This is a genomic window from Janthinobacterium sp. 13, assembly GCF_002749695.1.
Classification (GTDB): Bacteria; Pseudomonadota; Gammaproteobacteria; order Burkholderiales; family Burkholderiaceae_D; genus Janthinobacterium; species Janthinobacterium kumbetense.
The window spans coordinates 4,217,975-4,244,636 of sequence record NZ_PEEQ01000001.1; the positions used below are offsets into that span (position 1 = coordinate 4,217,975).

General features: G+C 65.9%; 11 protein-coding genes. 8 read left to right on the forward strand and 3 right to left on the reverse strand.

What is annotated here, in order from left to right; all coding sequences use genetic code 11:
* The first annotated feature begins 59 nt into the window (after nucleotides 1-59).
* From CLU94_RS18550 to CLU94_RS18570, 5 genes are all read left to right on the forward strand, one after another.
* The gene (locus tag CLU94_RS18550; RefSeq protein ID WP_099666709.1) at nucleotides 60-413 is read left to right on the forward strand and encodes a DUF883 family protein; all 354 of its coding nucleotides are present in this window, start codon (nucleotides 60-62) and stop codon (nucleotides 411-413) included.
* Nucleotides 414-659: 246 nt separating this feature from the next.
* Entirely contained in the window at nucleotides 660-3,071 is a 2,412-nt protein-coding gene (locus CLU94_RS18555; RefSeq protein ID WP_099666710.1) for a catalase, read from the forward strand.
* Between the two features lie 197 nt (nucleotides 3,072-3,268).
* Nucleotides 3,269-4,963, forward strand: a complete 1,695-nt coding sequence (locus tag CLU94_RS18560; protein WP_180278698.1) for an MFS transporter — start codon at nucleotides 3,269-3,271, stop codon at nucleotides 4,961-4,963.
* On the forward strand, nucleotides 4,950-6,134 hold the full coding sequence (locus tag CLU94_RS18565; RefSeq protein ID WP_180278699.1) for an HlyD family secretion protein: 1,185 nt from the start codon (nucleotides 4,950-4,952) through the stop codon (nucleotides 6,132-6,134). The genes CLU94_RS18560 and CLU94_RS18565 overlap by 14 nt, the downstream gene beginning before the upstream one ends.
* A complete protein-coding gene (locus CLU94_RS18570; protein WP_099666712.1) occupies nucleotides 6,131-7,540 on the forward strand; it encodes an efflux transporter outer membrane subunit in 1,410 nt (469 codons plus the stop codon). The genes CLU94_RS18565 and CLU94_RS18570 overlap by 4 nt, the downstream gene beginning before the upstream one ends.
* A gap of 541 nt (nucleotides 7,541-8,081) precedes the next feature.
* Here the strand turns inward: CLU94_RS18570 and CLU94_RS28105 are convergent.
* The gene (locus tag CLU94_RS28105; RefSeq protein WP_143451473.1) at nucleotides 8,082-8,294 is read right to left on the reverse strand and encodes a hypothetical protein; all 213 of its coding nucleotides are present in this window, start codon (nucleotides 8,292-8,294) and stop codon (nucleotides 8,082-8,084) included.
* Between the two features lie 151 nt (nucleotides 8,295-8,445).
* Between CLU94_RS28105 and CLU94_RS18580 the strand changes: the two genes are divergently transcribed.
* The 3 genes from CLU94_RS18580 to CLU94_RS18590 all read left to right on the forward strand — a co-directional run bounded on the left by CLU94_RS18580 (nucleotide 8,446) and on the right by CLU94_RS18590 (nucleotide 22,422).
* Nucleotides 8,446-17,055, forward strand: a complete 8,610-nt coding sequence (locus CLU94_RS18580; protein ID WP_180278700.1) for an SdrD B-like domain-containing protein — start codon at nucleotides 8,446-8,448, stop codon at nucleotides 17,053-17,055.
* 14 nt (nucleotides 17,056-17,069) lie between these two features.
* Complete coding sequence (locus CLU94_RS18585; protein ID WP_180278701.1) at nucleotides 17,070-21,515, forward strand: OmpA family protein; 4,446 nt, start codon at nucleotides 17,070-17,072, stop codon at nucleotides 21,513-21,515.
* 166 nt (nucleotides 21,516-21,681) lie between these two features.
* Entirely contained in the window at nucleotides 21,682-22,422 is a 741-nt protein-coding gene (locus CLU94_RS18590) for a tetratricopeptide repeat protein (protein WP_099666716.1), read from the forward strand.
* A gap of 19 nt (nucleotides 22,423-22,441) precedes the next feature.
* Here the strand turns inward: CLU94_RS18590 and CLU94_RS18595 are convergent, their stop codons facing one another.
* The gene (locus CLU94_RS18595; RefSeq protein ID WP_143451475.1) at nucleotides 22,442-23,413 is read right to left on the reverse strand and encodes a hypothetical protein; all 972 of its coding nucleotides are present in this window, start codon (nucleotides 23,411-23,413) and stop codon (nucleotides 22,442-22,444) included.
* A gap of 131 nt (nucleotides 23,414-23,544) precedes the next feature.
* Nucleotides 23,545-26,661, reverse strand: coding sequence for an efflux RND transporter permease subunit (locus tag CLU94_RS18600; RefSeq protein WP_099666718.1), 3,117 nt, complete (start codon nucleotides 26,659-26,661; stop codon nucleotides 23,545-23,547).
* Nucleotide 26,662: the final 1 nt, after the last annotated feature.

A 26,662-nucleotide genomic window follows, 5' to 3' on the forward strand; every position in this document is an offset into this window, starting at 1 on the left:
CATGATTCGGTCACGGCATCGAGCATGGTTGAAATTATTCACTGTTAAAGGAAACCATCATGAACGCGATTGAAAAAACCAGCTCCGATATCAACGGTACCGCCCAGGATACCCGCCAGGACTTGCACCGCACGATCGACAAGGTGGCAAGCCAGGCCCAGCCCCTGGCCGACAAGGTGGCCACGCGCGCCCACGACGGCGTGGACCAGGTGGGCGACCGCATCGACCAGGTCAGCGACAGCGTCAGCAAGGCTTCCGAACGCCTGATGGCGCGCGGCAAGCAATTGGGCGCCGCCTGCCAGCGCGCCGGCGAGACGGGCCGCGAGTACGTGCGCGAACGGCCGGCCGTGTCCCTGCTGATTGCGGCAGCGGCCGGGTATGGCCTGTCGAAATTGCTGGGTTCGCGTAAATAAGTTTTACGCCTTCCTGGCCGGTATTTGTCGTGGGCGCTGTTTCCTTCGCCGTGATGGCGGAGGAAGCAGCGCCCACGCGCATAAGGTAGTAGTTAGTAGCAGGCCGTAAAGGAGAGTGAAGATGCGCTCCATTTTGTTGTGGTTGATCGGTGTACCTATTCCCATCATTGTTTTGATTGCCCTGTTCGTGCGCTGAATGAGGGAGTTGTAGCGTTCTCCCGGGGCAGACTACTCACAGGAGATGTAATGGCTACCAACAAGAAAACGCCGTCCACGGACGGTGCTGGTTCCGTATTGAGCAGCATGTCCGGCCCATCCGACAGCAATGCGCCGAACAGCCTGGGTGCGGATAATGACCTGACCCGCGCGCTGCTGCAAAAGACGGCCGCCGGCCAGCAACTGTCCGCCGCCATGGCCGTCAATCCCAAGGAGGAGGGGCAGTATGGCGAGGCGGCGCGCACGCCGGCCGAAGGCGTGCATGTGGCAAGCGGCGAAGCGCTGGCCACGGCGAGCACCACGGGCGAAACGATACCTTCCCCGAAGACGGGCGATGGCCAGCCCGCGCTGGGCGAGAATGCGTTGAATAATTCGCTGGATCACGCCCGCAGCGACGACAGCGGCTGCGTGCTGACGACCAACCAGGGCGTGCCCGTGGGCGACAACCAGAATTCGCTGAAGGCGGGCTTGCGCGGCCCCACCCTGATGGAAGATTTCATCCTGCGCGAAAAGCTCACGCACTTCGACCATGAGCGCATCCCCGAGCGCGTCGTGCATGCGCGCGGCTCGGCCGCCCACGGCTATTTCGAATGCTACAAGGAGCAAAGCAGGCACACGCGCGCCGCGCCGTTCGCCAAGGCGGGCAAGCGCACGCCCGTCTTCGTGCGTTTTTCCACGGTGGCCGGCGAACGCGGTTCCACCGACACGGCGCGCGACGTGCGCGGCTTCGCCGTGAAGTTTTATACGGACGAGGGCAACTGGGACCTAGTCGGCAATAACATCCCCGTCTTCTTCATCCAGGATGCGATGAAGTTCCCCGACTTGATCCACGCCGTCAAGCCCGAGCCGCACAACGGCATGCCGCAGGCGGCCAGCGCGCACGACACCTTCTGGGACTTCGCCTCTCTGTCGCCGGAAATCACGCACATGCTGATGTGGGCCATGTCGGATCGCGCCATCCCGCGCAGTTTCCGCATGATGCAGGGCTTCGGCGTGCATACCTTCCGCCTCGTGAATGCGAAGGGCCAGTCCGTCTTCTGCAAATTCCACTGGTCGCCCATGGCCGGCACGTATTCGCTGGTGTGGGACGAAGCCGTCAAGCTCAGCGGCGCCGATTCCGACTTCCACCGGCGCGACCTGTGGGAAGCCATCGAGTGCGGCGCGTATCCCGAATACGAGCTGTCCTTCCAGCTCTTCACGGAAGCGCAGGCCGAAGCGTTCCCCTTCGACGTGCTCGACCCCACCAAGCTGATTCCCGAAGAACTCGTGCCGCTGGTCCCCGTCGGGAAGATGGTCTTGAACCGCAATCCCGACAATTTTTTCGCCGAGACGGAGCAGGTGGCGTTCTGCACGGCGCACATCGTGCCCGGCATCGATTTCAGCAACGACCCGCTGCTGCAGGGGCGCATCCACTCCTACGTCGACACGCAGATCACGCGCCTGGGCGGCGCCAATTTCCATGAAATCCCCATCAACTCGCCGCTGGCGCCGTTGCACAACAACCAGCGTGACGGCATCCACCGCCAGGCCATCAACCGGGGCCGGGTCGCGTATGAACCCAATTCCTTGGCGGGCGGCTGTCCGTTCCAGGCGGGCGCGAAGGGCTTCAACAGCTTTCCCGCCGCGACCGAAGGCGACAAGGTGCGCGGCAAGCCCGAGAAGTTCGCCGAGCACTTCGGCCAGGCGCGCCTGTTCTGGATCAGCCAGACGCCGGTGGAACAGGACCATATCGTGCATGCGTTCCGCTTTGAACTGAGCAAGGTGCAGACGGTGGCCATCCGCAAGCGCATCGTCGCCATGCTGCGCAATGTCGACGAAACCCTGGCGCAGCGCCTGGCCGACGGCCTGGGCCTGGCGCTGCCGCCCGTCATGCCGCGCGCCTCGATGCTGCCGATCCCCACGTATCCACCGTCGCCGGCCCTGTCGCTCTTTTTCCGCCCTGGCAAGACGGGCATCCATACCCTGCGCGTGGCCATCCTGGTGGGGCCGGGCAGCGATGGCGCGCAGGTGCGCAATATCTATGCCTCGCTGCTGGCCGATGGCGCCGTGCCGCGCCTGGTGGGCAGCCACCTGGGGAAAGTCGACACCAGCGGCGGCGCGCCGCTCGACGTGGAAATCTCGCTCGAGACGGGACCGTCCGTGCTGTTCGACGCCGTCGTGCTGCCGGATGGCCAGGGCGCCGTGCAGCAGCTGGGCGGCGACGCCAACGCGCTCGACTTCCTGCGCCTGCAATACCGCCACTGCAAGCCCATGCTGGCTGTCGGCGCGGGCAAGGACTTGCTGGACAAGGCGGGCGTGCCGGTGACATTGCCGGATGGCAAGCCCGATCCCGCCATCATCGTCGCGCCGTCCGGCGACGTGGCGAAAGCCGTGGCGGCCTTCAAGAAGGCGCTGGCCGCGCACCGGGCGTTTGCGCGCGAGACGGACCCGCCGCGGGTGTGAGTGGCGGTATCGGCAACGGGGCCGGATCCGCCGGCCCCGTTGCATACGCTGTTTGAGCGACATGCGCAACGCCATGCAACAATGTAAACAATAAAAACGTCCTGCGGTGATATGCTGCTGGCTAGAACTGTTCATTTGCAACTATTTATATAACGGCAGCAAGGAACGGCTTCAGCAAACCGGATCGCGATTACCGCATGGACAAGTACACACCTCGCACCTGGGGGCCGGGCGAACGCCCGACCTTGCCCGGGTCGCCATCGATGCCCGAACATTCGACGCCCAAGCGTGTCGCGTACTTCATCGTCGGCCTGATCGTCGCGCTGACGGGGGGGCTGGGCAACGGCCTGGTGACGGCCAATCTGCTGAACCTGCAAGGTTCGCTGGCCGCCTATGCCTACCAGATGCAGTGGCTGCCGGCCGCCTACGTGATGACCATCGTGTCCATGAATCTGCTGCTGGTGAAGTTCCGCCAGCAGTTCGGCCTGCGCCTGTTCACGGAAGCGTTCCTGGTGCTGTATGCGCTCGTGACGTTCGCCCACTTGTATGCGAATACCTTGCCGTCGGCGATCGCCGTGCGCGCCGCGCATGGCATGGTGGGCGGCGCGCTGGGCGTGCTGGGCCTGTACTACACCTTGCAGGCGTTTCCCGCGCGGCACCGCCTGAAAGGCGTGGTGCTGGGCCTGGGTTTTGCCCAACTGGCGCTGCCGCTCGCGCGCATCTTTACTTCCGAACTGCTGCAGATCGGCGAATGGCATGGCCTGTACCTGTTCGAACTGGGACTGGCCCTGCTGGCGCTGGGCTGCGTGCTGGCCCTGAAACTGCCGCCCGGCGACAGGGTGCAGACGTTCGAGCCGCTCGATTTCCTCACCTTCATCCTGTTCGCGCCCGGCGTGGCCTTGCTGTGCGCCGTGCTGGCGCAGGGGCGCACGGCGTGGTGGATGGAATCGGAATGGGTGGGCGTGTGCCTGGCAGGCTCCATCGTGCTGATCGCCGCCTCGCTGGCCATCGAGCATAACCGCGCGCGCCCGCTGCTCAATACGCGCTGGCTCACCACGGGCAAGATCGCCAAGCTGTTCTTGTCCGTGCTGCTGTTTCGCATCGTGCTGTCCGAATCGACGGGGGCCGTGGGCTTCCTGCAGGCGCTGGGCTTGAACACGGACCAGATGCAGAACCTGTTCATCGTGGTGCTGCTGGGCAGCGTGGCTGGCCTGGTGGTCAGCGCGCTGACGATCAATCCGGCCACCCTGAACCGCTCGCTGATGTTCGCGCTGCTGCTGATCGCCGCCGGCGCACTGATCGACGCGCACGCCACCAGCCAGACGCGCCCCGTCAACATGTATGTCAGCCAGTTCCTGCTGGCCTTTGGCGGCACGTATTTCCTCGGCCCTACCATGGTGGCGGGCATGGGTGCCGTGATCGCCGAACCGCGCAACCTGGTGAGCTTTTCCGTGATGTTTACCATGACGCAGAACCTGGGCGGCTTGCTCGGCTCGGCCATCGTCGGCACCATCCAGACGGCGCGCGAAAAATACCATTCCAGCTACCTGGTCGAGCATCTCACCTTGCTCGACCCGCAGGTGGCCGCGCGCGTGCAGTCCGGCGCCGCGAGCTACGGCGGCGTGCTGACGGACCCTGCCTTGCGCAGCGCCCAGGGCGTGGCGCGCCTGGGCGCCATCGCCACGCGCGAAGCCAATGTGCTGGCCTATAACGATGTCTTTTTGATGATCGCCGGCGTCGCCATCGCCACCTTGATCTGGATGCTGGTCAGCCAATCCTGGACCCGCATCACCACCGGCGCGCGTCGCCTGGTCGGCCCCGTGCGCGATGCGCAGACGGCCATGGCCATCGTCCCCATTACCAATTCGGAACCGAGCAATGACAGAAAATAACAATCCACCGCCACCTCCCGCACCTGCATCGGCGGCGCCTGCAGCCGCACCCGCCGCCCCTTCCACTGCGCAGCCGGACCGGCGCCACCAGTGGCTGTCCGCGCTGGCCTTTGCCGCCGTGGCCCTGGTGGGCGTGCTGATCGTGCTGTACGCGTGGCGGCTGCCGCCGTTCACCAGCCCCGTCGTGACGACGGAAAACGCCACCGTGCGGGGCCAGGTGACGATCATCGGCACGCAGCTGTCCGGCTATGTGGTGGAAGTGACGGTGCAGGATTTCATGGACGTGAAGGAAGGCCAGCTGCTGGTGCGCATCGACGACCGCATCTACCAGCAGCGCTACGAGCAGGCACAGGCCCAGCTGGCGGCGCAACAGGCGGCGCTGTCGAACTGGGCGCAGCAAAAGGCCAGCGCGCAGGCGGGCATTTCCGTCAGCGAGGCGGCGCTGGCCAATGCGGAAGCGCAGGCGCGCAAGGCCAGCGCCGACCTCAATCGCGTGGAACAATTGGTGGCCGACGGTTCCCTGTCGCAGCGCGAACACGACCAGTCGCGCGCCACGCAGGCGCAGATGGCGGCCGCGCTGGCGCAGGCGCGGGCCAATCTCGACATCGCCCAGCAAAGCGTGCATTCCGTGGTGGTCAACAAGCAGGCCCTGGAAGCGGCCGTGGCGAACGCGCAGGCAGCCGTCAAGGCGGCGAAGATCGACCTCGATAACACGCGCATCGTTGCCCCTTCCGATGGCCAGCTGGGCCAGGTGACGGTGCGCCAGGGCGCATACGTGAATTCGGGTGCGCAGCTGATGGCGCTGGTGCCGCGCCAGATGTGGGTCATCGCCAATTTCAAGGAAACGCAAATGAACGGCGTGCAGGAGGGACAGAGCGCCACCTTCCACGTCGACGCGCTCGACGGCGCCGTGCTGACGGGCCAGGTGGAGCGCATCTCGCCGGCCACCGGTTCCGAATTTTCCGTGCTGCCGGCCGATAACGCGACGGGCAATTACCTCAAGATCGCCCAGCGCATTCCCGTGCGCATCCGCATCGATCCGGGGCAGGCGAATGCGCGCCGGCTCGTGCCCGGCATGTCGGTGGTGGTCAGCGTCGACACGTCCGCCGTGCTGAACGACTCGGCGGACAATCCGGCGCCGCCGCCAGCGCCGAAGAAGGCCAAGCCATGAAGCGCCATGTCCTGCTGATGGCCGGCGCACTGGCGCTGGCCGGCTGCGCCGCCAACGCGCCCTTGCAGCCGCCATCGGCATTGCAGCTGCCGTCCGGCTGGCGCGCGCAGGCGGACGGTGCGCCGGCGCTCATTGCCGCCTCCGATGGCGCGCAGGTGGAGCAGCTGTGGTGGCAAGCCTTCGGCGATCCGGTCTTGAGCGACCTCGTGGGCGAGGCGCTGGCGCGCAACGGCGACTTGCGCGTGGCGCGTGCCCGCGTGCAGGAATACCGCGCGCGCCTGGCGCAGGCCGACGCGAACCGCGCGCCCAACCTGGCCTTCGACGGCTCGCCCACGCGCACGCGCACCCTGGCGTCCAGCGGCAAACCGTATGTGACGAATGTCTTCCAGGCCGAACTGCAGGCCAGCTATGAAATCGACGTGTGGGGCCGGCTGGCCAATCTGAGCGATGCTGCGGGCGAGAGTTACCGCGCCGAGCAGGCCAGCCTCGATGCGGCGGCCCTGTCGATCGCGGCCAGCGTGGCGACGAGTTACCTGAATCTGCGGGGGCTCGACGCGCAGCTGGCGCTCACGCAATCGACGCTGCAGCTGCGCGAGCAGTCGCGCGAGCTGGCGCGCAAGCAGTTCGAGGTGGGATACAGCTCGCGGCTGGAATGGCTGCAGGCGCAATCGGAATACCATGCGGCGGCCGAGCAGGTGCCGCAGCTGCAGCGGCAGATCTTTGAACAGGAAAACGCGCTGGCCGTCCTCGTCGGCGGCAATCCCGGCCCCATCGCGCGCGGCTTGCCGCTGGCCGAACTGGCGGCGCCGGGCGTGCCGGCCGGCCTGCCGTCCGAATTGCTGCGCCGGCGGCCCGACATCGCGCGCGCGGAACACAACCTGGCGGCCGCCAACGCCAGCCTGGCCGCCACGCGCGACCAGTTGCTGCCCTCGTTCAAGCTGACGGCCGTCGGCGGCGGGCAAGCCACGACGCTCACCGATTTCCTGCATGCGCCCACGGCCCTGTGGCGGCTGACGGCGCTGGCGGCCGGTCCCCTGTTCGACGGCGGGCGCGTGCAGGCGCAGACGGATGCGGCAGGCGCGCAGCGCGACCAGCTGGCGTACACCTATGAAAACGTGGTGCGCAATGCTTTCGCCGAAACGGAGAACAGCCTGGGCGCCATCTACCGCCTCCAGCAGCAGGCCGTGGAAAACGACGCGCGCCGCGCCACGGCGGCGGACACCCTGCGCATCGCGCATAACCGCTACCGCAATGGCTATGCCTCGTACCTGGAAGAGCTGGACGCCCAGCGTACCCTGTACAGTGCCGACGTGGGGCTGCTGCAACTGAAGACGCGCATCCTCGTCGCCTCGGTCGACCTGTACCGGGCCATGGGCGGCGGCTGGGCGGCAACGGCCCGCCCTTAAGGCCTGTCCCGGCCTGCCCCGGCTGTCCCGGCAGGGGATGGATTCCTCTGCCGGGACAAGCGCCTGCTCCCTCCTGTCGCAGCATCCGGGTTTTTTGCCTGGATGCAGGCGTCCCGGTAACGTCTTGCCGCCCTTTCCCAAAACTCCCCGCGTTTCCCTTGTCCGCGGCGGCGCGCCGCCGATCTTTATTGTTGTATTTTTACAACTTCATTTTCACGTTGCTGTATATGAAAAATTTCCACATGGAATTCTTTTGCGATTTCTGTCGTGCTGCGCCTGTGATACCAATAAACATTGTCATTTGAATTATTTTTAGTATCACATGGGAAACACTTTTCTTTCTGATATGTACGCTAGAGTACATAGTGGCATATTGAGCGAAATTGGCATCTTTAGCCTCGCTTTCTATCATTTCAGGGGCGTGATGCCAAGAAACCTGCCGTAGTACCAATTTGAAAAAATAACAAAATAGACACATTTGTTAGCATGAGTGCAAGTGCCTGTGAGTGATTTTTTCATTTCCTTGCTTAATCTCAATTGATTAATTTTTTAATATTTTTATTGCTTGTAAAGCATTAAAAAATGCACCAGAATGTCGCAAATCATCAATGTTGTCATAAGTTACACATTGAATATTTGTTGACTTTCGTGCCGCCTTGCCATGTCCGCAGGGTGAAAAAGCAGGCCGTTCGCTGTTTTTTCTGGGCCGGAAGTGCCGTTGCAGCACACCGCACAACCCCCTGACGACTGCCATGCCTATGTCCTCCTTTTTGCGCACTATCTTTTCCTGTCTGATCTCCTGCAAGCGGGGAGGGCCGCGCGGTCTCCTGCAGCGCCTGTTATGGCTGATCGCCTGTTTCTGCAGCCTTGGCGCGGCGGGAACGGCGTCGGCGGCGGCAATCGACTTGTCCGTTTCCGCCTACCTGCAGGCGCCGGACCCCGTGCCGCGTGGCGGCAAGGCCAGCTTTTCGGTGGTGGTGACGAACAATGAGGACCTGGTCGATGCGACGGGCACCGTGCGCCTGGCGGTGGAATTGCCCGCCAATGTGAATTTTGCGTCGAGCACGGCGCCGGTCGGTTGCGCCTTCAATCTGGCAGCCAGTCCGCAACTGCTCACTTGCACGCGCAGCGGACTGGGCAAGACCGCAAACTGGACGGTCAATTTCAGCGGCACGGGCTCGGCGGCGTCTGCCGTGGTGACCAAGGCCAGCGTGTCTTTTGTCAACGTGGACACGGACGGCAACAGTTTCAACAACGATTCGATCAAGACGGTCACCGTCATCAAGGGCGCGGACCTGAGCGTCGCCGCCAGCGGCACGACGGGCTTGAGCGGTTGTCCCGCCGCCTGTACGGCAGCGGCCGGCGCAACGGTGGGCTACCGGGTGGACGTGGCAAATGCCGGGCCGGACAGCGCATCGCAATTCAAGGTCACGTACAACTTGCCGGCCAGCGCAGATTTTACCTACGCATCGGCGTCCGGCACGGGCTGGGCATGCGCCCGGTCGGGCACCGTGCTGACCTGTACCTACAGCGGCGCGGCCATCGGCGTGGGGCAGCAAGCTCCCCCCATCACGATCGGCGGGCGCATCGTCAAGAGCATCGCCGGCACCATCACCAACGGCGCGTCGGTGGCTTCCAGCGACTTGCAGACGGGCGATCCGGAAGACGGCAACAACGGACCGAGCCAGGTCATCGTCACGGTCAAGCCGGGCACCGACCTCGATGCCCGGCAAACCCTGGTGTCGAACGCCAGCGGCCTGAGCTCGTTGACGCAGGGCGAGGCGGTCAGCCTGAACCTGTGGGCCGTCAATAGCGGCACGCAGGACGCCAGCGGCGTCACCGTGAAGACGACGGTGTCCAGCGATTTCACGATCGGCACCTTGCCGGCAGGCTGCGCCAAGGCTGGCCAGACGATCACCTGCAATGTCGGCGCGCTGGCGCTGGGCGCCACCTCTTCCAAGTTCCTGATTCCGCTGACCGTCGCCACCGGCGCGACGGGCGGCGCGAACGTGGTGGACGTGGCACGCAGCGCCCCGCTCGACGGCTTGAACAATCCCGCCTCGGCCACCTACACCATCGTCGCGCCATTCGCCCACCTGACCCTGAGCAAGAGCAAGTCGCCAGGACTGGTCGCGGCCAATGGCCTGATCACCAATACCATCACGGTCACCAATGCGAGCACCTCCACCAGTGCCGCCAGCGGCACCGTGACCGTGACCGATACCTTGTCGCCGCAAGAAAGCTATGTGAGCGCCAGCGGCGCGGGCTGGACGTGCAGCGCGGCGGGACAGCTGGTGACCTGCACCTACACGATCTCCGGCAGCCTGGCGCGCGGCGCGAAACTGCCTGCCCTGATTCTGACCACGCGCGCGCAAGCGGGGTTTTCCGGCACCTTGAGCAATACCGCCTGTACCGGCATGGCCGCCGGGTCGGCGCACCAGCCGCCGGACAATGCGAGCACGGGCAATTGCGACACCGCCAGCGTCACATCGACGCCGTTGAACGTCGACCTGGCCATCGTCAAGACGGCGTCCCTGGTCAGCTTGCCGGCCGCCTCGAATACCTTCAGCTATACCCTGGTGGTCAGCAATGCTGGCCCGGACAGCGCACCGACCGTCAAGGTGGTCGACGCCTTGCCGCACTGGTACAACGGCAGCGGCGGCACCACGGGCGGCAGCGTCGTGCTGGCCGGCAGCGGTGCAGGCGAAAGCTGCAGCTTTGCGTCGACCATCACGTGTACGCTGCTGAACCTGGGCAATGGCGCGTCGCGCACCATCACCATCACGCTTAATCGCCCCTTGAAGGACGGCGCCTTGCTCAATACCGCCACGGTATCGAGCCCGGATGCCATCGACACCGATGCGGCCAATAACAGCTCCGGCGCCACCGTCACCGTGGTGCCGCAGGCCGACGTCGGCGTCACGGCGATGGCTGGTGCGCCGAATCCCGTGCGCGTCGGCGTGCCGCTGGTGTTCACGACCTCGATCCGCAACAATGGACCCAGCAGCGCGGCCAATGTGGTGCTGCGCCAGGTCATCGATCCGGCCCGCATGGCGTATGTGGCCGGCTCGGCCAGCATCGCGGGCAGCGCCGCGCAATGCACGCTGGTGCCCGCCTTCAGCGGCACGCCCTATGCGGGACAGTCCGGCATCGAATGCCGGACCTTTGGACTCGGCGATGGCGAGACGCGCCAGCTGATCTTCTCGGTCATCCCCGTGTTCCCGTATCCCGATGCGCTCGACGCGACCTATGCCAGCAGCGCCACCATCAGCACGACGACCGACGACAGCAACGCGGCCAACAACAGCAACAGCACCACCGTCACCGTGATCAGCAAGGAGCTGGACCTGAGCGTTTCGGCCGTCGATACGGGCTACGAACAGAGCCCGTTCGGCGATGCGCTGGTGTACCAGGTCACGGTGCAAAACAATGGACCGTCGCTGGCCACCGGCCTGAAGCTGGTCATCACGCCCGTGCCGCCGCCGCAAAACGGCGCGGCCGTGCCGTATACCATGCTGTGGAATGCCGCAGGTAGCACCTTGCCGGCCGGCGCCTCGTGCAGTCAGCCGGGCGGCGCGGGCACGAACCTGGTGTGCTACCTGGCCAGCGTGCCCGGCGACAGCACGCTGTCCAGCGGCGCCAGCCGCGTGTTCGCCCTGAAATTCGATACGGGTCCCGTCAGCAATGCGCCGCTGGGATCGATCACCTACAAGATCAACGCCAGCGTCGAATCGCTGGAAACGGGCGCGGCGCCGTTTGCCGGCGACAAGCTGGCGACGAACAACGTGGTGGAAGAAACCACCACCGTGCTGCCGAAGACCGATCTGATGCTGGTGTCGAAAACCGTTTCGCCCGCATCGCCGTTCAGCATCAACCAGCCCTTTACCTACACCCTGGTGGTGGGGAATCTGGGACCCGCCCTGGCGGCCAGCACGGTCGTCACCGACGTGCTGCCGGCCGGCTTCGTGCTGACGGGCGCACCGACGGCACGCCTCGGCTCGGGTGCTGCGCTGGCCTTGAACAACTGCGTCAGCAGCGGTTCGCCGGTCACCGTGACCTGCACGCTGGGCGTGCTGCCGATTGCATCGGGAGCAGCCGACACGGCCAACCTGGTCAGCATCACCATCCCCGTGAAGGCGCCTTACCCGGCCTATGCGGGACCGTTCGCCAGCAACATCACGAATACCGCCAGCATCGTGCCGACGCCGGGCACCTCGCGCGATCCGAACGCCGGCAACAACAGTGCCAGCGTCGACGTGCAGATCGTCAAATCGAGCATCGCCGGCTCCGTGTATAACGATGCGAACCGCAGCAACGGCATGGATGCCGGTGAGAAGATCACCAGCAGCGTGACGTTCTCGCTGTACGGCCAGGATTTCTGGGGCAACGATATCGGCACGGCGGGCGCGCCGCTGACCCTCAGCACCAGCAGCGGCGACTTCCTGTTCGACCGCCTGCCGCGCTCCGCGGCCGGCGGCTACACCCTCGTCGAGACACAGCCGGCCAGCTACGCCGACCTGTTTGAAGTCGCGGGCACGGCCGGTGGCACGCCGCCGCCGGCCAGCTGCGACAACGGCGCCAACTGCTCCGCCAGCGCGGCGCACAACACCATCGGCCAGATCGTGCTGGCGCCGAATACGGCGGCAACGGGCTACCTGTTCCAGGAATACGCGCATGCGGCCATCAGCGGCCACGTGTACGCCGACAAGAACAACAACGGCTTGCGCGAGGCGGGCGAAAATGGCATCGTCGGCGTGCAGGTGAAGCTCTCCGGCCTGACCTTCTGGGGCGCCGACGTGTGCGCCGCGATGGGCAGCGCGTGCACGGCCACCACCGACGCCAATGGCAAATACAGCTTCACGAATGTCCCGCCTAGCCGTCTGGGAGAATCCTACACGCTGACCGAACTGGCCCAGCCTGCCGGCCATGCGGATGGCAAGGAGCAGAACGGCGCCGGCAATGTCGTGGCGAACAGCGCGGGACGCGCGGCGCCGGAAGGCATCGTCATCGGCAGCATCGAACCGGGCCTGAGCTACACCGAGCGCAATTTCGGCGAACTGGCGCTGGCGTCGATTGCCGGCAGCGTCTACATGGACAGCAACCGCGATGCGGTGCGCCAGGGTGGCGAAAGCACGGGCGTGGCCGGTGTCACGCTGACCCTGAGCGGCAACGACCATCTCGGTCATCCCGTCTGTCCGGGCATTGCCGTGCCGAGCTGCACCTTCCAGACGGGTGCGGACGGCAGTTACCTGATTGCCGGCCTGGCGCCGAGCGACGCTGCCGGCTATGCCGTGACGGTCACGCCGCCGGCCAGCCTGTATCACACGGGTGCGCAGGCAGGCAGCCTCGGTGGCCTGATCGACGGCGCCGTGCGCGTGCCTGGCACGGGCGTGCCGGGTGCGGCGATCCGGACTGCCGGCGCCATCGTGCTGCTGCCCGGCGCCACGGCGACGGGCTACCATTTCGGCCAGGCGCCAGGCGCGGCTGGCGGCGTGGCGCAGTCGCTGTCCGGTTACGTGTATATCGATGCGAACCGCAACGGCCGCAAGGATGGGGGCGAAACGGGCATCGCCGGCGTGACGGTCACGCTGTCGGGCACCACGGCGGACGGCTTCGACGTCTGCAGCGTGATCGTGCCTGCCTTGTGCACGCTGCAAACGGCGGCCGACGGCGGCTACAGCTTCACGGGCTTGCCGCAAAGCGACGGCAACGGCTATGCCGTGGCTGAGACCCAACCTGCCGTCTACCTCGATGGCGCGGAAAGCGTGGGCACGGTCAATGGCGTCGCGACAGGCCGCATCGGTGGCAGCGCGCCCCGTTTCGACCAGTTCAACGGCATCGTGCTGCCGAACGGCGGTAGCGCGCGCGATTACAATTTTGGCGAACTGACGGGCAGCATTGCCGGCAAGGTCTACCTCGATGTGGACGGCAATGGCGCGGCCGGCAGCGGCGACACGCCGCTGGTGGGCGTGACCTTGACGCTGACCGGTGGCGCAGGCGGTCCCGTGACGGTACTGACCGATGCCAACGGCGCCTACCATTTCGACGGCCTGCTCGCCGGTACCTATGCCGTGACGCAAACGCAGCCGGTCAATTACGCCGATGCGGGCCAGGCGGCCGGCAATGGCGGCGGCAATGCCAGCGTGGCCAACGTGGTCAGCGCCATCGCGCTGGCGCCGGGCGCGCAATTGACGGGCTACGATTTCGGCGAGAAGACAGGCGCCATCAGCGGCGCCGTCTACGTCGACGCGAACGACAATGGCGTGCGCGATGCGGGTGAAACCGCGGGCATCGCCGGCGTTACCGTCACCCTGACCGGCATCGCCCGCGATGGCGTCACGCCGGTCAACCGCACGGCCATCACGGCCGCCGACGGCAGCTACAGCTTGCGCGACCTGCCGCACGCGAATGCGGCCGGCTATACGCTGGTGGAAACGCAGCCGGCCGCCTATCTGGACGGACGCCAGCGCAAGGGCCTGATCGACGGCGCCGCCGCCTGCGCCAATCCGGCCTGCGACATCGGCACGGCCAATACGATCGCGCGCATTCCATTCGATGCGGCGAAGAGCCATACGCGCTTTGACTTCGGCGAACTGCTGGCGGCGAGCATTTCCGGCCGCGTGTACGGCGATGCGAACGACAGCAGCAGCTACGAGAAGGGCGAAGGCTTGCCGGGCGTGAGTCTGACGCTGAGCGGCATCGACAGCCACGGCAAGCCGGTCAATGTCACCGTCGTCACGGACGCCGATGGCAGCTACACGTTCCCTGGCCTGTATCCATCGGGTCCTGCCGGCTACACGGTCACTGAAACGCAACCGGCCGGCCTGGGCAACTATCCGGGTGCCACGGGTACCTTTGTCGGCAGCATCAACGGCAAGCCGGTCGGTACCGGCGTGGTGGATGTCGTCAGTGGCATCGTCCTGCCGCCCCAGGGCAATGGCAGCGGCTATGATTTCCGCGAACAGGTGTCGTCGTTGCGGGGTTTCGTGTATCGCGACCTGAACGACAACGGCGCCATGGACGCGGGGGAAGCGGGCATCGCCGACATTGAAATCACTGTGCGCGGCGCGAACGGCTTGACCCGTACGGTGGTGACGGGAAGCGATGGCAGCTACCGCTTCGACGGCCTGCCTGCCGGTACCTACAGCCTGCTGGAAAGCCAGCCTGCCGTGTATCTCGACGGCCGCGAAACGGCTGGCAGCGCCGGCGGCAAGGTCAACAACGCCAGCTTCGGCGCGGCGCCGGAACACAACACGATCGGCGACATCGTGCTGCCGGTGGCGACGCAGGCGAGCGGCTACCTGTTTGGCGAACGCCATATGCTGGGCAAGATCGGCGGCGTGGTGTATGCCGACCTGAATAACGACGGCATCCGCAACGATGGCGAGTCAGGCATTGCCGGCGTGACGGTGGGCCTGAGCGGCACGTCCGTCGATGGCAAGCCGGTCAAACTGAACGTGCTGACGGGCGCCGACGGCAGCTATCTGTTCGACACGGTGCCGGTCAGCGACGCCGCCGGCTACACCCTGACGGAAACGCAGCCGGCCGCTTATGTGGACGGCAAGACGGTGGTGCTGCCAGGATCGGTTGGCACGGCCAACGCCAGTAAGCCTGTCGGCGTGGGCAACAAGGATACGATCACCGGCATCAGGCTGGCGGCGGGCGACGACATGCGCGGCTATCTGTTCGGCGAGAAGGGCATACCGCAATTGAAGCCGCCCATCATCAACGGCTACGTATGGCTGAACCACGACGGCAGCCGTGTGCGTCCGCTCGACGGCAGCCAGGCTGGCGTGGCTGGCTGGACGGCCGAATTGCACCAGGAAGGCAAATTGATCTGCCGCGCCATCACGGACGAGAAAGGCTTCTACCAGTTCGACAACCTGCATTGCCCCGGTTACGAGGCGAGCGGCTTGCCGACGGGTTCCGGCTACGCGATCACCTTCCTCAAGGATGGCAACAACATGCCGAATGTGCCCGTGTCGACGGGGGGCGAAGGCGTGGTGGTGCCAGGCGGCAGCCGCATCACCAACCTGACCTTGCGCGACGGCGACCGTGTCGTCGAGCAGAATCTGCCGCTCGATCCGGCCGGCGTGGTGTACGACTCCGTGACGCGCAAGCCGGTGGCTGGCGCCGTGGTGTCGATCAGCGGCCCTGCCGGTTTCGACAGCGCCACGCACCTGGTCGGTGGTGTTGCCGAGCAGACGCAAACCGTGGGCAGCGACGGCATGTACCAGTTCCTGCTGCAGAACGGCTTCCCCAGCGGCGTGTATACGCTGAGCGTGGTGGCGCCGGCGAATTACCTGCTGGCGCCGTCCGGCAGCCTGCCGGCCTGCAAGGGACCACTGACGGTGGGCCTGGTGCCGGATCCGGCCTTTATCCAGGCCAGCGAGCTGGCGCCGGCATTGTCGACGAAGATGGAACTCGATCCGAACAACTGCACGGGACTGATCGCCGGAGGCGCCAGGACCACGCAGTACTACCTGAGCTTTGTCATCACGAATGGCGGTTCGGCTCCGATCCTGAACAACCATATCCCGCTCGACCCGCTGGGCAGCGACAGCATCATGGTGACGAAGACGACGCCGATGCTGAACGTCACGCGCGGCGACCTGGTGCCGTACACGATCACGGCCAGCAATCCGCAGGCGGCGACCCTGGGCGCGATGGAGGTGCGCGACCTGATACCGGCCGGCTTCAAGTACCGCGTCGGCAGCGCGACCCGCAATGGCGTGCCGGCGGAACCTGTCGTCGATGGCCGCAGCTTGCGCTGGAAGGAAAGCGGTTTCGCGCCGAAGGAGAAGAAGACCTACAAGCTGATGCTGATGGTGGGCAGCGGCGTTGGCGATGGCGAATACGTCAACCAGGCCTGGGCAGCGACGGGCGAGACGCGTATTTCCAACCTGGCTACCGCCACGGTGCGCGTGGTGCCGGATGCCACTTTTGATTGTCCCGACATCATCGGCAAGGTGTTCGACGACCGGAACGCGAATGGCTACCAGGATGACGGCGAAGCGGGCATTGCCGGCGTGCGCATGGCGACGGCGCGCGGCTTGCTGGTGACGACGGATGCGGAAGGACGCTTCCACGTGGCTTGTCCGGCGATTCCGAATGCGGACCGCGGCTCGAACTTCGTCATGAAGCTCGATGACCGCACCCTGCCGAGCGGCTACCGCGTCACGACGGAAAATCCGCGCGATGTGCGCCTGACCCGAGGCAAGGTGGTCAAGCTGAACTTCGGCGCCACCATCCACCGTGTCGTGCGTCTTGAGCTGAGCGACGCCGCATTCCTTGTTGGCGAAACGGCCTTGCAGCCGGAATGGGCCGGACGCATCGAAGGACTGGTGGCCAGCCTGCGCGCCAAGCCATCGGTACTGCGCATCGCGTATGCCGCTGGCGGCGATGCCGCGCTGGCGCAGCGCCGCAGCAAGGCGATCGAAAGCGAGATGCAGGCGCGCTGGCAGGCACTGCAAAACGAATATCCCCTCGTCATCGAGATCGAGGGCGCACAATGAAACCGAAAATGACCATGAACGTTAGCAATCAAGGCACCTTCACAGCGGCGGCCAGGCCGGTCCCCAAGCGGCTCGTGTATTTGCTCGGCAGCATAGGCTTTGTCTGTCTGGGCGCGCATGCGCAAACGGCAAACGAGCACGCGCTGCGGGGAAAAATGCTGGACCGGGGCCACAGCATGGGGGCGCAGCAGCCCTCGAGCGGCGAGCAGGAGTCGCCCGCTTTCAGCGGCCTGGCGCCGTCTGGCCTGAGCCGCGCCGAGCGCCGCGTGATCCTGGAAGCGGTGCCGCCGGCCACGCCGGCGCAGCAGAGCGTGACCTTCGACGATCTGCTGTCGGGCACTAATTTCGAGTCCGGCCGCGATGTGCTGCTGCCGGCCGCCACGGCCCGGCTTGACGCGCTGGCCGCACGTTTGCGCGGCAAGCAGAAGGTGCGCGTGCAGGTGATCGGGCATACGGACAACCAGCGCATCGCCGCCTGGCTGAAGCCGACTTTCCCGACCAACCAGCATCTGTCGGAGGCGCGCGCGCTGGCCGTCACGGCCTATCTGATGCGTGCACTGGACTTGCCGGCAACGGCCTTTTCCGCCAGCGGCAAGGGCGAGAGCGAAGCGATCGCGTCGAACGCCACGCCGCAAGGCATGGCGCAGAACCGCCGCACGGAAATCCGTGCCTGGTACGAGGAAGCCGTCGAACTACCGGCTGTCGCCGCCGCACCGCCGAAGCGCATCGAGACGGTGGTGCAGGTCGACGATTGCGCCGTCGCCAGCCAGGTGGCCAACCGCGATGCGGTCTTCTCCATCAGCATAGACGGCGTGGTGCAGGACACCGATACGCCGCAGCAGGAGGCGGACCGCCAGCGCTGCGTCGACGTGGCGCTGGAGCGTTCCGACATCCAGGTGAAGTACGACCCCCTGAACGTCGCGCCGGCCTTGAATGTCTGGCTGGCGGCGCCTTATGCGCAGCGCCAGGCGCCCGTGCGTTTTGGCACGTACACCAATTATGCATTTTTCCAGCAGCGCGCCGAGATCCGCATCTTCGCCCAGGGGCAGAGCACGCAGGAGCAGCCATTCGCCATCGTGCCCGCGACGATGGGCGAAGCGACGGCCTGGCAGGCGCCGGCCGATGCGCCGGAGCAGATCGGCTACCTGCTGCGCGTCTACGACGCAGGCGGCAAGTTCGACGAGACGCGTTTGCAGCCACTGCGCCTGCTCGATGCGGCGCCGCCCGAAGGGCCGGGCAGGAAGGCCGGCGGCGACGCCTTGGCCGGCTGGGGCGAGTCGAGCCTGATCTTGCGCAATATCGATGCATCGGGCGGCAGCGTCACCATCAGCGGCGAGAAGATCAAGCCTGGCCAGCAGGTGACGGCGCTGGGCATGGTCGTGCCGGTCGACGCCAGCGGCAAGTTCGCCATGCGCCAGATCATGCGTCCTGGCCCGCATACGGTGGAAGTGGCCGTGAAGGATGGCAGCGGGGCCGGCATGACCTTCCGCCGCAACCTGAACATCGCCGACAGCGACTGGTTCTATGTGGCGCTGGCCGACCTGACCATTGGCCGCGACCGCACGAAAGGGCCGGCGGAACTGGTCACGGGCGACACGCAGCACTACAGGAACGAGACCTGGGCCGACGGCCGCGGCGCGTTTTACTTGAAGGGCAAGATCAAGGGCGACTACCTGCTGACGGCCAGCGCCGACACGCGCGAACAGCCGCTGCGCGACCTGTTCCACAACTTCCAGAGCAAGGATCCGAACTACCTGCTGCGCCGCATCGATCCGGACAAATACTATCCCGTGTACGGCGACGACAGCACCACCGTCGACGATGCGCCTACCCAGGGGCGTTTTTACGTGCGCCTGGAAAAAGGCGATTCGTCCGTCATGTGGGGGAATTTCCAGACCACCTGGAGCGGCTCGGAACTGGCCCAGTACAGCCGCGGCCTGTATGGCGCCAATCTGGTGTGGAATGGCGCCGCCAGCACCAGCCATGGCGAAAAGGCCAGCACGGTCAACGCCTTTGCCGCTTCGCCGGGCACCTTGCAGTCGCGCGAGGAGTTTCGCGGCACGGGTGGTTCGCAATACTATCTGCGCCACCTGGACCTGACGCAGGGTTCGGAACGCCTGTGGGTGGAAGTGCGCGACAAGGATTCGGGCCTGGTGATCGAGCGCATCCAGCTGACGCCTTCGCAGGATTATGAAATCAACTACCTGCAGGGACGCCTGACCTTGCGCTCGCCGCTGTCCTCCGTGGCCGATGGCGGCGCGCTGGTGCAAAGCGCCAGCTTGAGCGGCAACCCCGTGTACCTGGTGGCGACGTATGAGTATGTGCCGGGCCTGAGCGCCATTTCCGGCACCTCGGTGGGGGTACGCGCCAGCCACTGGTTCAACGACCATGTGCGCATCGGGGCCAGCAATTATCACCAGGGCGAACAGGGTTCGGACCAGACCCTCAAGGAGCTGGACCTGACCTTGCGCTACAAGCCGGGTACCTGGATCAAGGCCGAGGCAGCCCGTTCCAGCGGCGACGCCAGCAGCGTGCTCAGTTCATCGAGCGGCGGCTTCGATTTCAACCAGACGACGGCGGGCGGCCGCCCCGCCAACGCGAAGCGCTTCGACGGCGCGCTGGACCTGGCCGACCTGGGCGGCGCGGCGCGCGGCCGCATCGCCGCCTATTGGCAGGACCGCGAAGCCGGTTATGCGGGACCGGGCATGCAGACCCTGAACGGCGAGGCCGTGCGGCAAACGGGCCTGGCGGCGACCTTGCCGCTGGGCGAGCGCACGGAAGTGTCTCTGAAGGCGGATGACCGCACGGCCACCAGCCAGGATGCACGCGCCGTGGAAGCGGCGCTGCGCCACAAGCTCGATGCGGAGTGGGGCGTGTCGGCAGGCCTGCGGCACGACCGCCGCGACAATGCGGCTGGCAGGGACAATGCCAGCGCCATCCTGAGCCAGGATGGCGGGCGCAGCGACGCCGTGCTGCGCGTCGACTATCGGCCATTGCAGGAGGGCCAGCAAGCCCGGGATGGCGCGCTGGAAAAGACGCCGGCGTCGAACGCCGTGCCGCAGCAGGGGCTGGAAGGCGGCATCACGGGCCAGCTGGTGACGCAGGGCCGCGAGGCAGGCATGGCTGGCGGTCCGCAGTACGGCCCCGACACCACGCTCGCTTCCGGCGTGGCCTCGGCGCGCGTGGCAGGATTGCTGTACGCGCCGTGGGACATGTACGGCTTCGTGCAGCATACCTTGTCGCGCAGCGGCAACCGCGCCCTGAATGACCGCGCGGGACTGGGTGGCACTTACCAGGTGAGCGAACGCCTGCGCCTGGGGGCGGAAGCGTCGGGCGGCAGCGGCGGCGTGGGCGGCCAGCTGTTCGGCAACATGCAGATGGATGAGCGCAGCAGCGTTTACCTGAACTACCGCATGGAGACGGAAACGCCGGATGTGAACTACAGCGGCCGCCAGTCCACGCTGACGGCGGGCAGCCGCTACCGCCTGAACGACAAGGCGGGCCTGTTTGCGGAAAGCCGCTGGGGCAATGGCGCGGGGCCGCAAAGCCTGACGCACGCGTTCGGCGTTGACCTGGCGCCTACCGAACGCTGGACCACGGGCATCAAGTTCGAGACGGGCACGCTGTCGAATCCCCTGTCGGGCGACTTGAAGCGCGACGCCATCGGCCTGACGGCGGCATATGCCTACGAGCGGATGAAGTTTTCCAGTGCGCTGGAGTTCCGCACGGACCGCACGAAGTCGCTGGGGACGGTCGACGGCAGTTGCGCCACCGTGCCGGCTGACGGCGGCTGCACCACGGACGCGAACAGCGAACACCGCAAGGTGTGGCTGACGCGTAATGCGCTGAGCTATCAGCTGGACCGCGATTGGCGCATGTTGGGCAAGTTCAACCTGTCGCGCAGCAGTTCCACGCGGGGGGCCTTCTACGATGGCGACTATACGGAAGTGGTGACGGGAGCGGCCTATCGCCCGGTCGACAACGACCGCTGGAATACCCTGTTCAAGTACACGTACTTTTACAACCTGCCATCGCCAGGCCAGGTCGACGGCGTCACGGGCGGGGTGCTCGACTACACGCAGAAAAGCCATATCCTGAATGTCGATACGACGTATGACGTGCGGCCATGGCTGTCGTTGGGCGGGAAATTCGGCGTGCGCACGGGCCAGTTGCGCGCGTCGAAGACGCAAGGCGAGTGGTTTTCCAGCCGCGCGGAATTGCTGGTGCTGCGCGCCGACTTCCATATCGTCAAGGAGTGGGATGCGCTCATCGAGGGACGCAGGCTGAAGGCGCGCGAGGCGGGCGATGCACGTGCCGGCGCCCTGGTCGGCGTCTACCGGCATGTGGCGAAGCACGCCAAGATCGGCATCGGCTACAACTTCACGACCTTCTCGGACGATTTGACGGATTTGTCGTACCGCAGCCGGGGCTGGTTCCTGAACGCCATCAGCACGTTCTGACGCCCATAGGCGCGCCAGGAAAGCAGGACGGTCTCGCGGCTGTCCTGCTTTTTTTTCGCCGTTCGCGTGTCTCCCCGGCGGGCTTGCCGCGGCGGCCGGTGTAATATTGAGCCAGGGAAGGCGGCGGCATGGTGCCAGCGGCTCCCGTCACGAACGAGGTTGTAACATGACGATTTTTGGCATAGGCATCCACATCCTGATCGCGCTGTTTTTTGCGATTCACGTGGTGCGCAACGGGCAGCAGTTGTACTGGCTGCTCATTTTATTCATGTTTCCGCTGCTGGGCAGCGTGGTGTATTTCTTCGCCATCTACCTGCCCAATTCGCGCCTGCCGCAAGGCGCGCGCAAGGTAGCTTCGGTGGCCGTGCAGGTGCTCGATCCGAATCGCGAACTGCGCGAGGCGAAAGCCGCTTTCGAGTACACGCCGACGGCGCAGAACCAGATGCGCCTGGCCAGCGCGCAGCTGGAAGCGGGCGATGCGCAGGAAGCTGCATCGACGTATGAAGCCTGCCTGCAGGGAGCGTTTTCCTCGGACCTGGAAATTCGCCTGGGCGCGGCGCGCGCCTACCTGGAGTGCGGGCGCGGCGCCGAGGCCTTGACGCACCTGGAGTTCATCCGTCGCACGGATATCCATTTCCGTCCCGAGATGGTGTCCCTGCTGACGGCGCGCGCGCTGGCGCAAAGCGGACGCCAGCCTGAGGCGAAGGCGGAATTCGACGATGCGCTGGCGCGCTACAACAGCTTCGAGTGCCGCGCCGAATGCGCGATCTGGGCGCTGCAGCAGGGCGACAAGGTATTGTCGGAACGCCTGCTGCTTGATATCGACAGCGCCATGGCCCGCTGGAGCAGCCATACGCGTGCCATGTATGCGCCGCTGCTGGCGCGCCTGGAGGCGGCGCGCCGCTGATTTTTTGCCGGTGCCTGGTTCAGACGCCAGGCACCGTATTCTTGCCCTCGACCAGTTTGTACCCCTTGCCATCGAAGCCATAGCGCGCGTGGCCGTTCAGGGGCGTGGCGATGCGCGGCGGGTCTTCGTCCGGCTTGACCGTGACGCCCGGCTTGATCTTCTCGGAGGCGCCCTTGAAATCGATCAGCAGGTCGTCGTAGGCGCCGCCATTGCGCGCGGGAGCGAAGCGCCACTTGCCGTCGACCATCCAGCACTCGTCCGTGTCAGGCCCGCAGGCGCCCATATTGTCCGAATACAGGTCGATGCCGCCATCGATCGCCGTCACCTTGCCATCGCCGATTTCAAACAGGGCCAGCTGCGTGATGGTGTAACCCTGGCCCGTGTAGCCATGGCGTATCGCCAGTCCCGGCTTGTTCGCACCCAGCATGACCCAGTGCACTTCGCCGAGCTGCCCTGAGGAGCCGAGGGTGGCGATGTTTTCCAGGCGTTTCACGACTTGCCATTGGCCGTCTTCCGGCTGGCCCTTCGGCGCCAGGAAAAACACGTTCAGCAGTCCCGGCGAGGCGTGCGCCGATTCCGCCGTGCCTTCCGTGTTGGCCGTTTCCGCATTCGCCACCAGGATGGCGCGGCCATCGGGCAGCAGCTTGTGGCTGACGGCACTGACGACGTAACTGAGTTTGTCGACGTGGTTGTCCGGATCGGACAGGTCGGCCAGCGCATCGTCGCTGTCGCTGCGATAGTCCTTGCCGAAGACGGCGCGCATCATGCCCACTTCGAGCTCGCGCGCTTGCGGCGTGTTCATCGCTTCCGTCCTGGGCGCGGTGGCGGCCGGCGGCGGCACGTGTTCGGTCGATGCCGTGTCGGCTGCGGCGGCAGGGACATCTGCTGCCACGTCAGCCGCCACGTCGGCGCTGGCGGGGGCGGTCTTGTCCGAGCAGGCGCCGAGCAGTGCGGATACCATTAACAGGGCGAGCGGGGTGCGGTAATTCATAGGCAGGGCAGATTGCGTTCATGGAGAATGGGCGCAGTATGCCAGATAGATGGAAGCGAGGGAGCGCGGCCTGGTGGCCGGTCCTTCGCTTCCTTGCCCGCAGGGGGCGATTTTGCAAACGGTGGCGGCGCTTATTTTTCCAGCGCCACCTTGTCATCGCGCCGCAGCGGCGCCTTCTGGCGGCGCAGTCTGGCCATGCCGCGCTTGAGCAGGTGCTCCAGGTCGTCGATGTAGGTGAATACGGCCGGCACCACCAGCAGGCTCAGTAAAGTCGAGGTGATCAGGCCGCCGATGACGGTAATGGCCATCGGCGAACGGAAGCTGGGGTCGGCGCCCCAGCCCAGCGCCAGCGGCATCATGCCGGCACCCATGGCGATCGTCGTCATCAGGATGGGCCGGCTGCGCTTGTGGCAGGCGTCGACCAGCGCATCGAAGCGGTTCATGCCGGCCTGGCGCGCCAGGATCGCATAGTCGACCAGCAGGATCGAGTTCTTGGTGACGATCCCCATCAGCATGATCAGGCCGATCATCGATGGCATCGACAGGGCGCTGCCCGTGATCAGGAGGGCCACGAAGGCGCCGCCGATCGACAGCGGCAGCGCCGCCAGGATGGTCACCGGCTGCATGAAGTCCTTGAACAGCAGCACCAGCACGCAGTAGATGCACAACACGCCGATCAGCATGGCCAGGCCGAAGCTGGCGAACAGCGATGCCATTTCCTGTGCGTCGCCCAGTTCGGCGATCTTCACGGACGGCGGCAGATTCTTCATCGACGGCAGCGCGCGCGCTTCTTCGTTCAGTTCGCCCAGGGTGCGCGAACCGAGTTCCACGTCGAGGGTCACGTTGCGGCTGCGGTTCAAGCGGTCGATCTGCGCCGGGCCGCTTTCCATCGTCACGGTGGCCACGTTCGCCAGGCGCACCGGACCATTTTTTCCGGGCACCGTCAGGCGTTCGATGGCGGCCAGGTCGGCGCGCACGCTGTTGGGCAGCTTGACGCGAATCGGCACCTGCCGCTCGGGCAGGTTCATTTTCGTCAGGTCCGTATCGTAGTCGCCGGCCGTGGCCACGCGCACCGTCTCGCCGATGGCTGCCGCCGTCACGCCCAGGTCGGCCGCCTTGGCAAAATCAGGGCGTACGATGATTTCCGGGCGCACCAGCGAAGCGCTGGAATTGACGTTGCCGATGCCTTTCAGTCCGCGCAGCTCGCGCTCGACCTTTTGCGCCGCCGCCATCAGCGCCACGGGGTCTTCCGAGCGCAGCACCAGCTGCATCTTGACGCCCGTGTCGGGCGGCCCTACTGTGAAGCGCGCACCGGGTATCGCATCGAGCTTGTGGCGCAGCTGCGTTTCCAGGGCCGCCATCGATTCCTTGCGCTCCGTGCGGTGCACGGTGGTCAGGGTCAGCACGGCCCGGCGTGCCTCGGCAGCCGCGCCGGGAGCGAAGGCGTCGCCGCTGGAGCCGCCGCCAATCGAACTGAAGACGCCCTGGATGCCTGGCGTGCGCATGGCCGCATCGCGCGCCAGGGCCGCCACGGCCTGCGTTTCGCCCAGGGTGGAGCCGGGCGGCAGTTCCAGGTTGATCTGCGTCTGCGCGCGGTCGGCGGCCGGCACGAAGCCCGTCGGCAGCAGGGGCACGAGCGCGATGGCGCCGACAAAGAACAGGGCAGCGGCGATGGCCGTGGTGCCGCGGTGGTTCAGGCACCAACGCATGACGCGCAGGTAGCGCGTCATCAGCCAGCCATCCTGTTCTTCCTTGTGCGGCAGCGGTTTCAGGATGTAGGCTGCCATCATCGGCGTAAGCAGGCGCGCCACCACCAGCGAGGCCAGCACAGCCAGCACGGCCGTCCAGCCGAACTGCTTGAAGAACAGGCCGGGAATGCCGCTCATGAAGGCCGTCGGCAGGAACACGGCCACCAGCGCGAAGGTGGTGGCGATCACCGCCATGCCGATTTCGTCGGCCGCTTCCATGGCCGCTTCCATGGGCGACTTGCCCATGCGCAGATGGCGCTCGATGTTTTCGATTTCCACGATGGCGTCGTCGACCAGCACGCCGACGACCAGCGCCAGCGACAGCAGGGTGACGGTGTTGAGCGTGTAGCCGAACCAGTAGATGCCGAGGAAGGCCGGCATCACGGACAGGGGCAGGGCGGCGGCGGCCACCAGGGTGGCGCGCCAGTCGCGCAGGAACCACCACACCACCAGCACGGCCAGCAACGCGCCTTCGTACAGCAGCTCCATCGAGCCGTCGAAGTTTTCCTCGACGGGGAAGGCATTGTCGATCGACTGCTGCAGCACGACATTCGGGTTTTCCTTCTGCAGGTCGGCGATGGCGTCACGCGCGCCCTTGGCGACGGCCACTTCGCTGGCACCCTTGGTGCGGAACACTTCAAAGGCGACGACCGTTTTGCCATCCTGCTCGGCCAGTGCGCGCGGTTCGGCGACCGTGTCGCGCACGGTGGCCACCTGGTCCAGGCGCACGTGGCGCCCGTCCGGCAGCGGCACTTCCACGCGCGACAGTTCATCGGCCGTCTTGACGGTGGCGATGGTGCGCACCGACTGCTCGGCGCCGCTGATGTCGCCCCGCCCGCCGGGTGCTTCGCGCTGCACCAGGCGTAGCTGGCGCGAGACGTCGAGGGCCGACACTTTCAAGGCGGCCATGCGCGCCTCGTCGAGTTCCACCTGGATCTCGCGGTAGACGCCGCCCACGCGGGTGACGGCGCCCACGCCGGGCACTGTCAGGAGGCGCTTGGCCACCGTGTTGTCGACGAACCACGACAGGTCGGGTGCGTCGAGCGGATTGTCGACGCCTGGTTTTGCCGTGGCGATAAAGGTCAGCACCACCCTGCCTGCGGTGGACGCTTTGGTGACGGTGGGGTCGCGCAGCTCGGCCGGCATGTCCGCCTTGACGCGCGCGACGGCGTCGCGCACATCGTTGACGGCTTCGGCGATCTGCTTTTCCAGGATGAATTCGACGGTCACCGTGACGACGCCATCGAGCACCTTGGTGTAGATGTTTTTCACGCCTTGCAGGGTGGCGACGGAGTCCTCGATCTTGCGCGCCACTTCCGTTTCCAGCTGGGCCGGCGCGGCGCCGGGCAGCACCGCGCTGACGGTGACGATGGGCAGTTCGATGTCGGGGAAATCCTGCACCGGATTGGCCTTGTAGGCCAGCAAGCCGGCCAGGGTCAGCAGCACGAACAGCATGATGGCCGGGATCGGATTCTTGATCGAGAGGGAGGAAAAATTCATG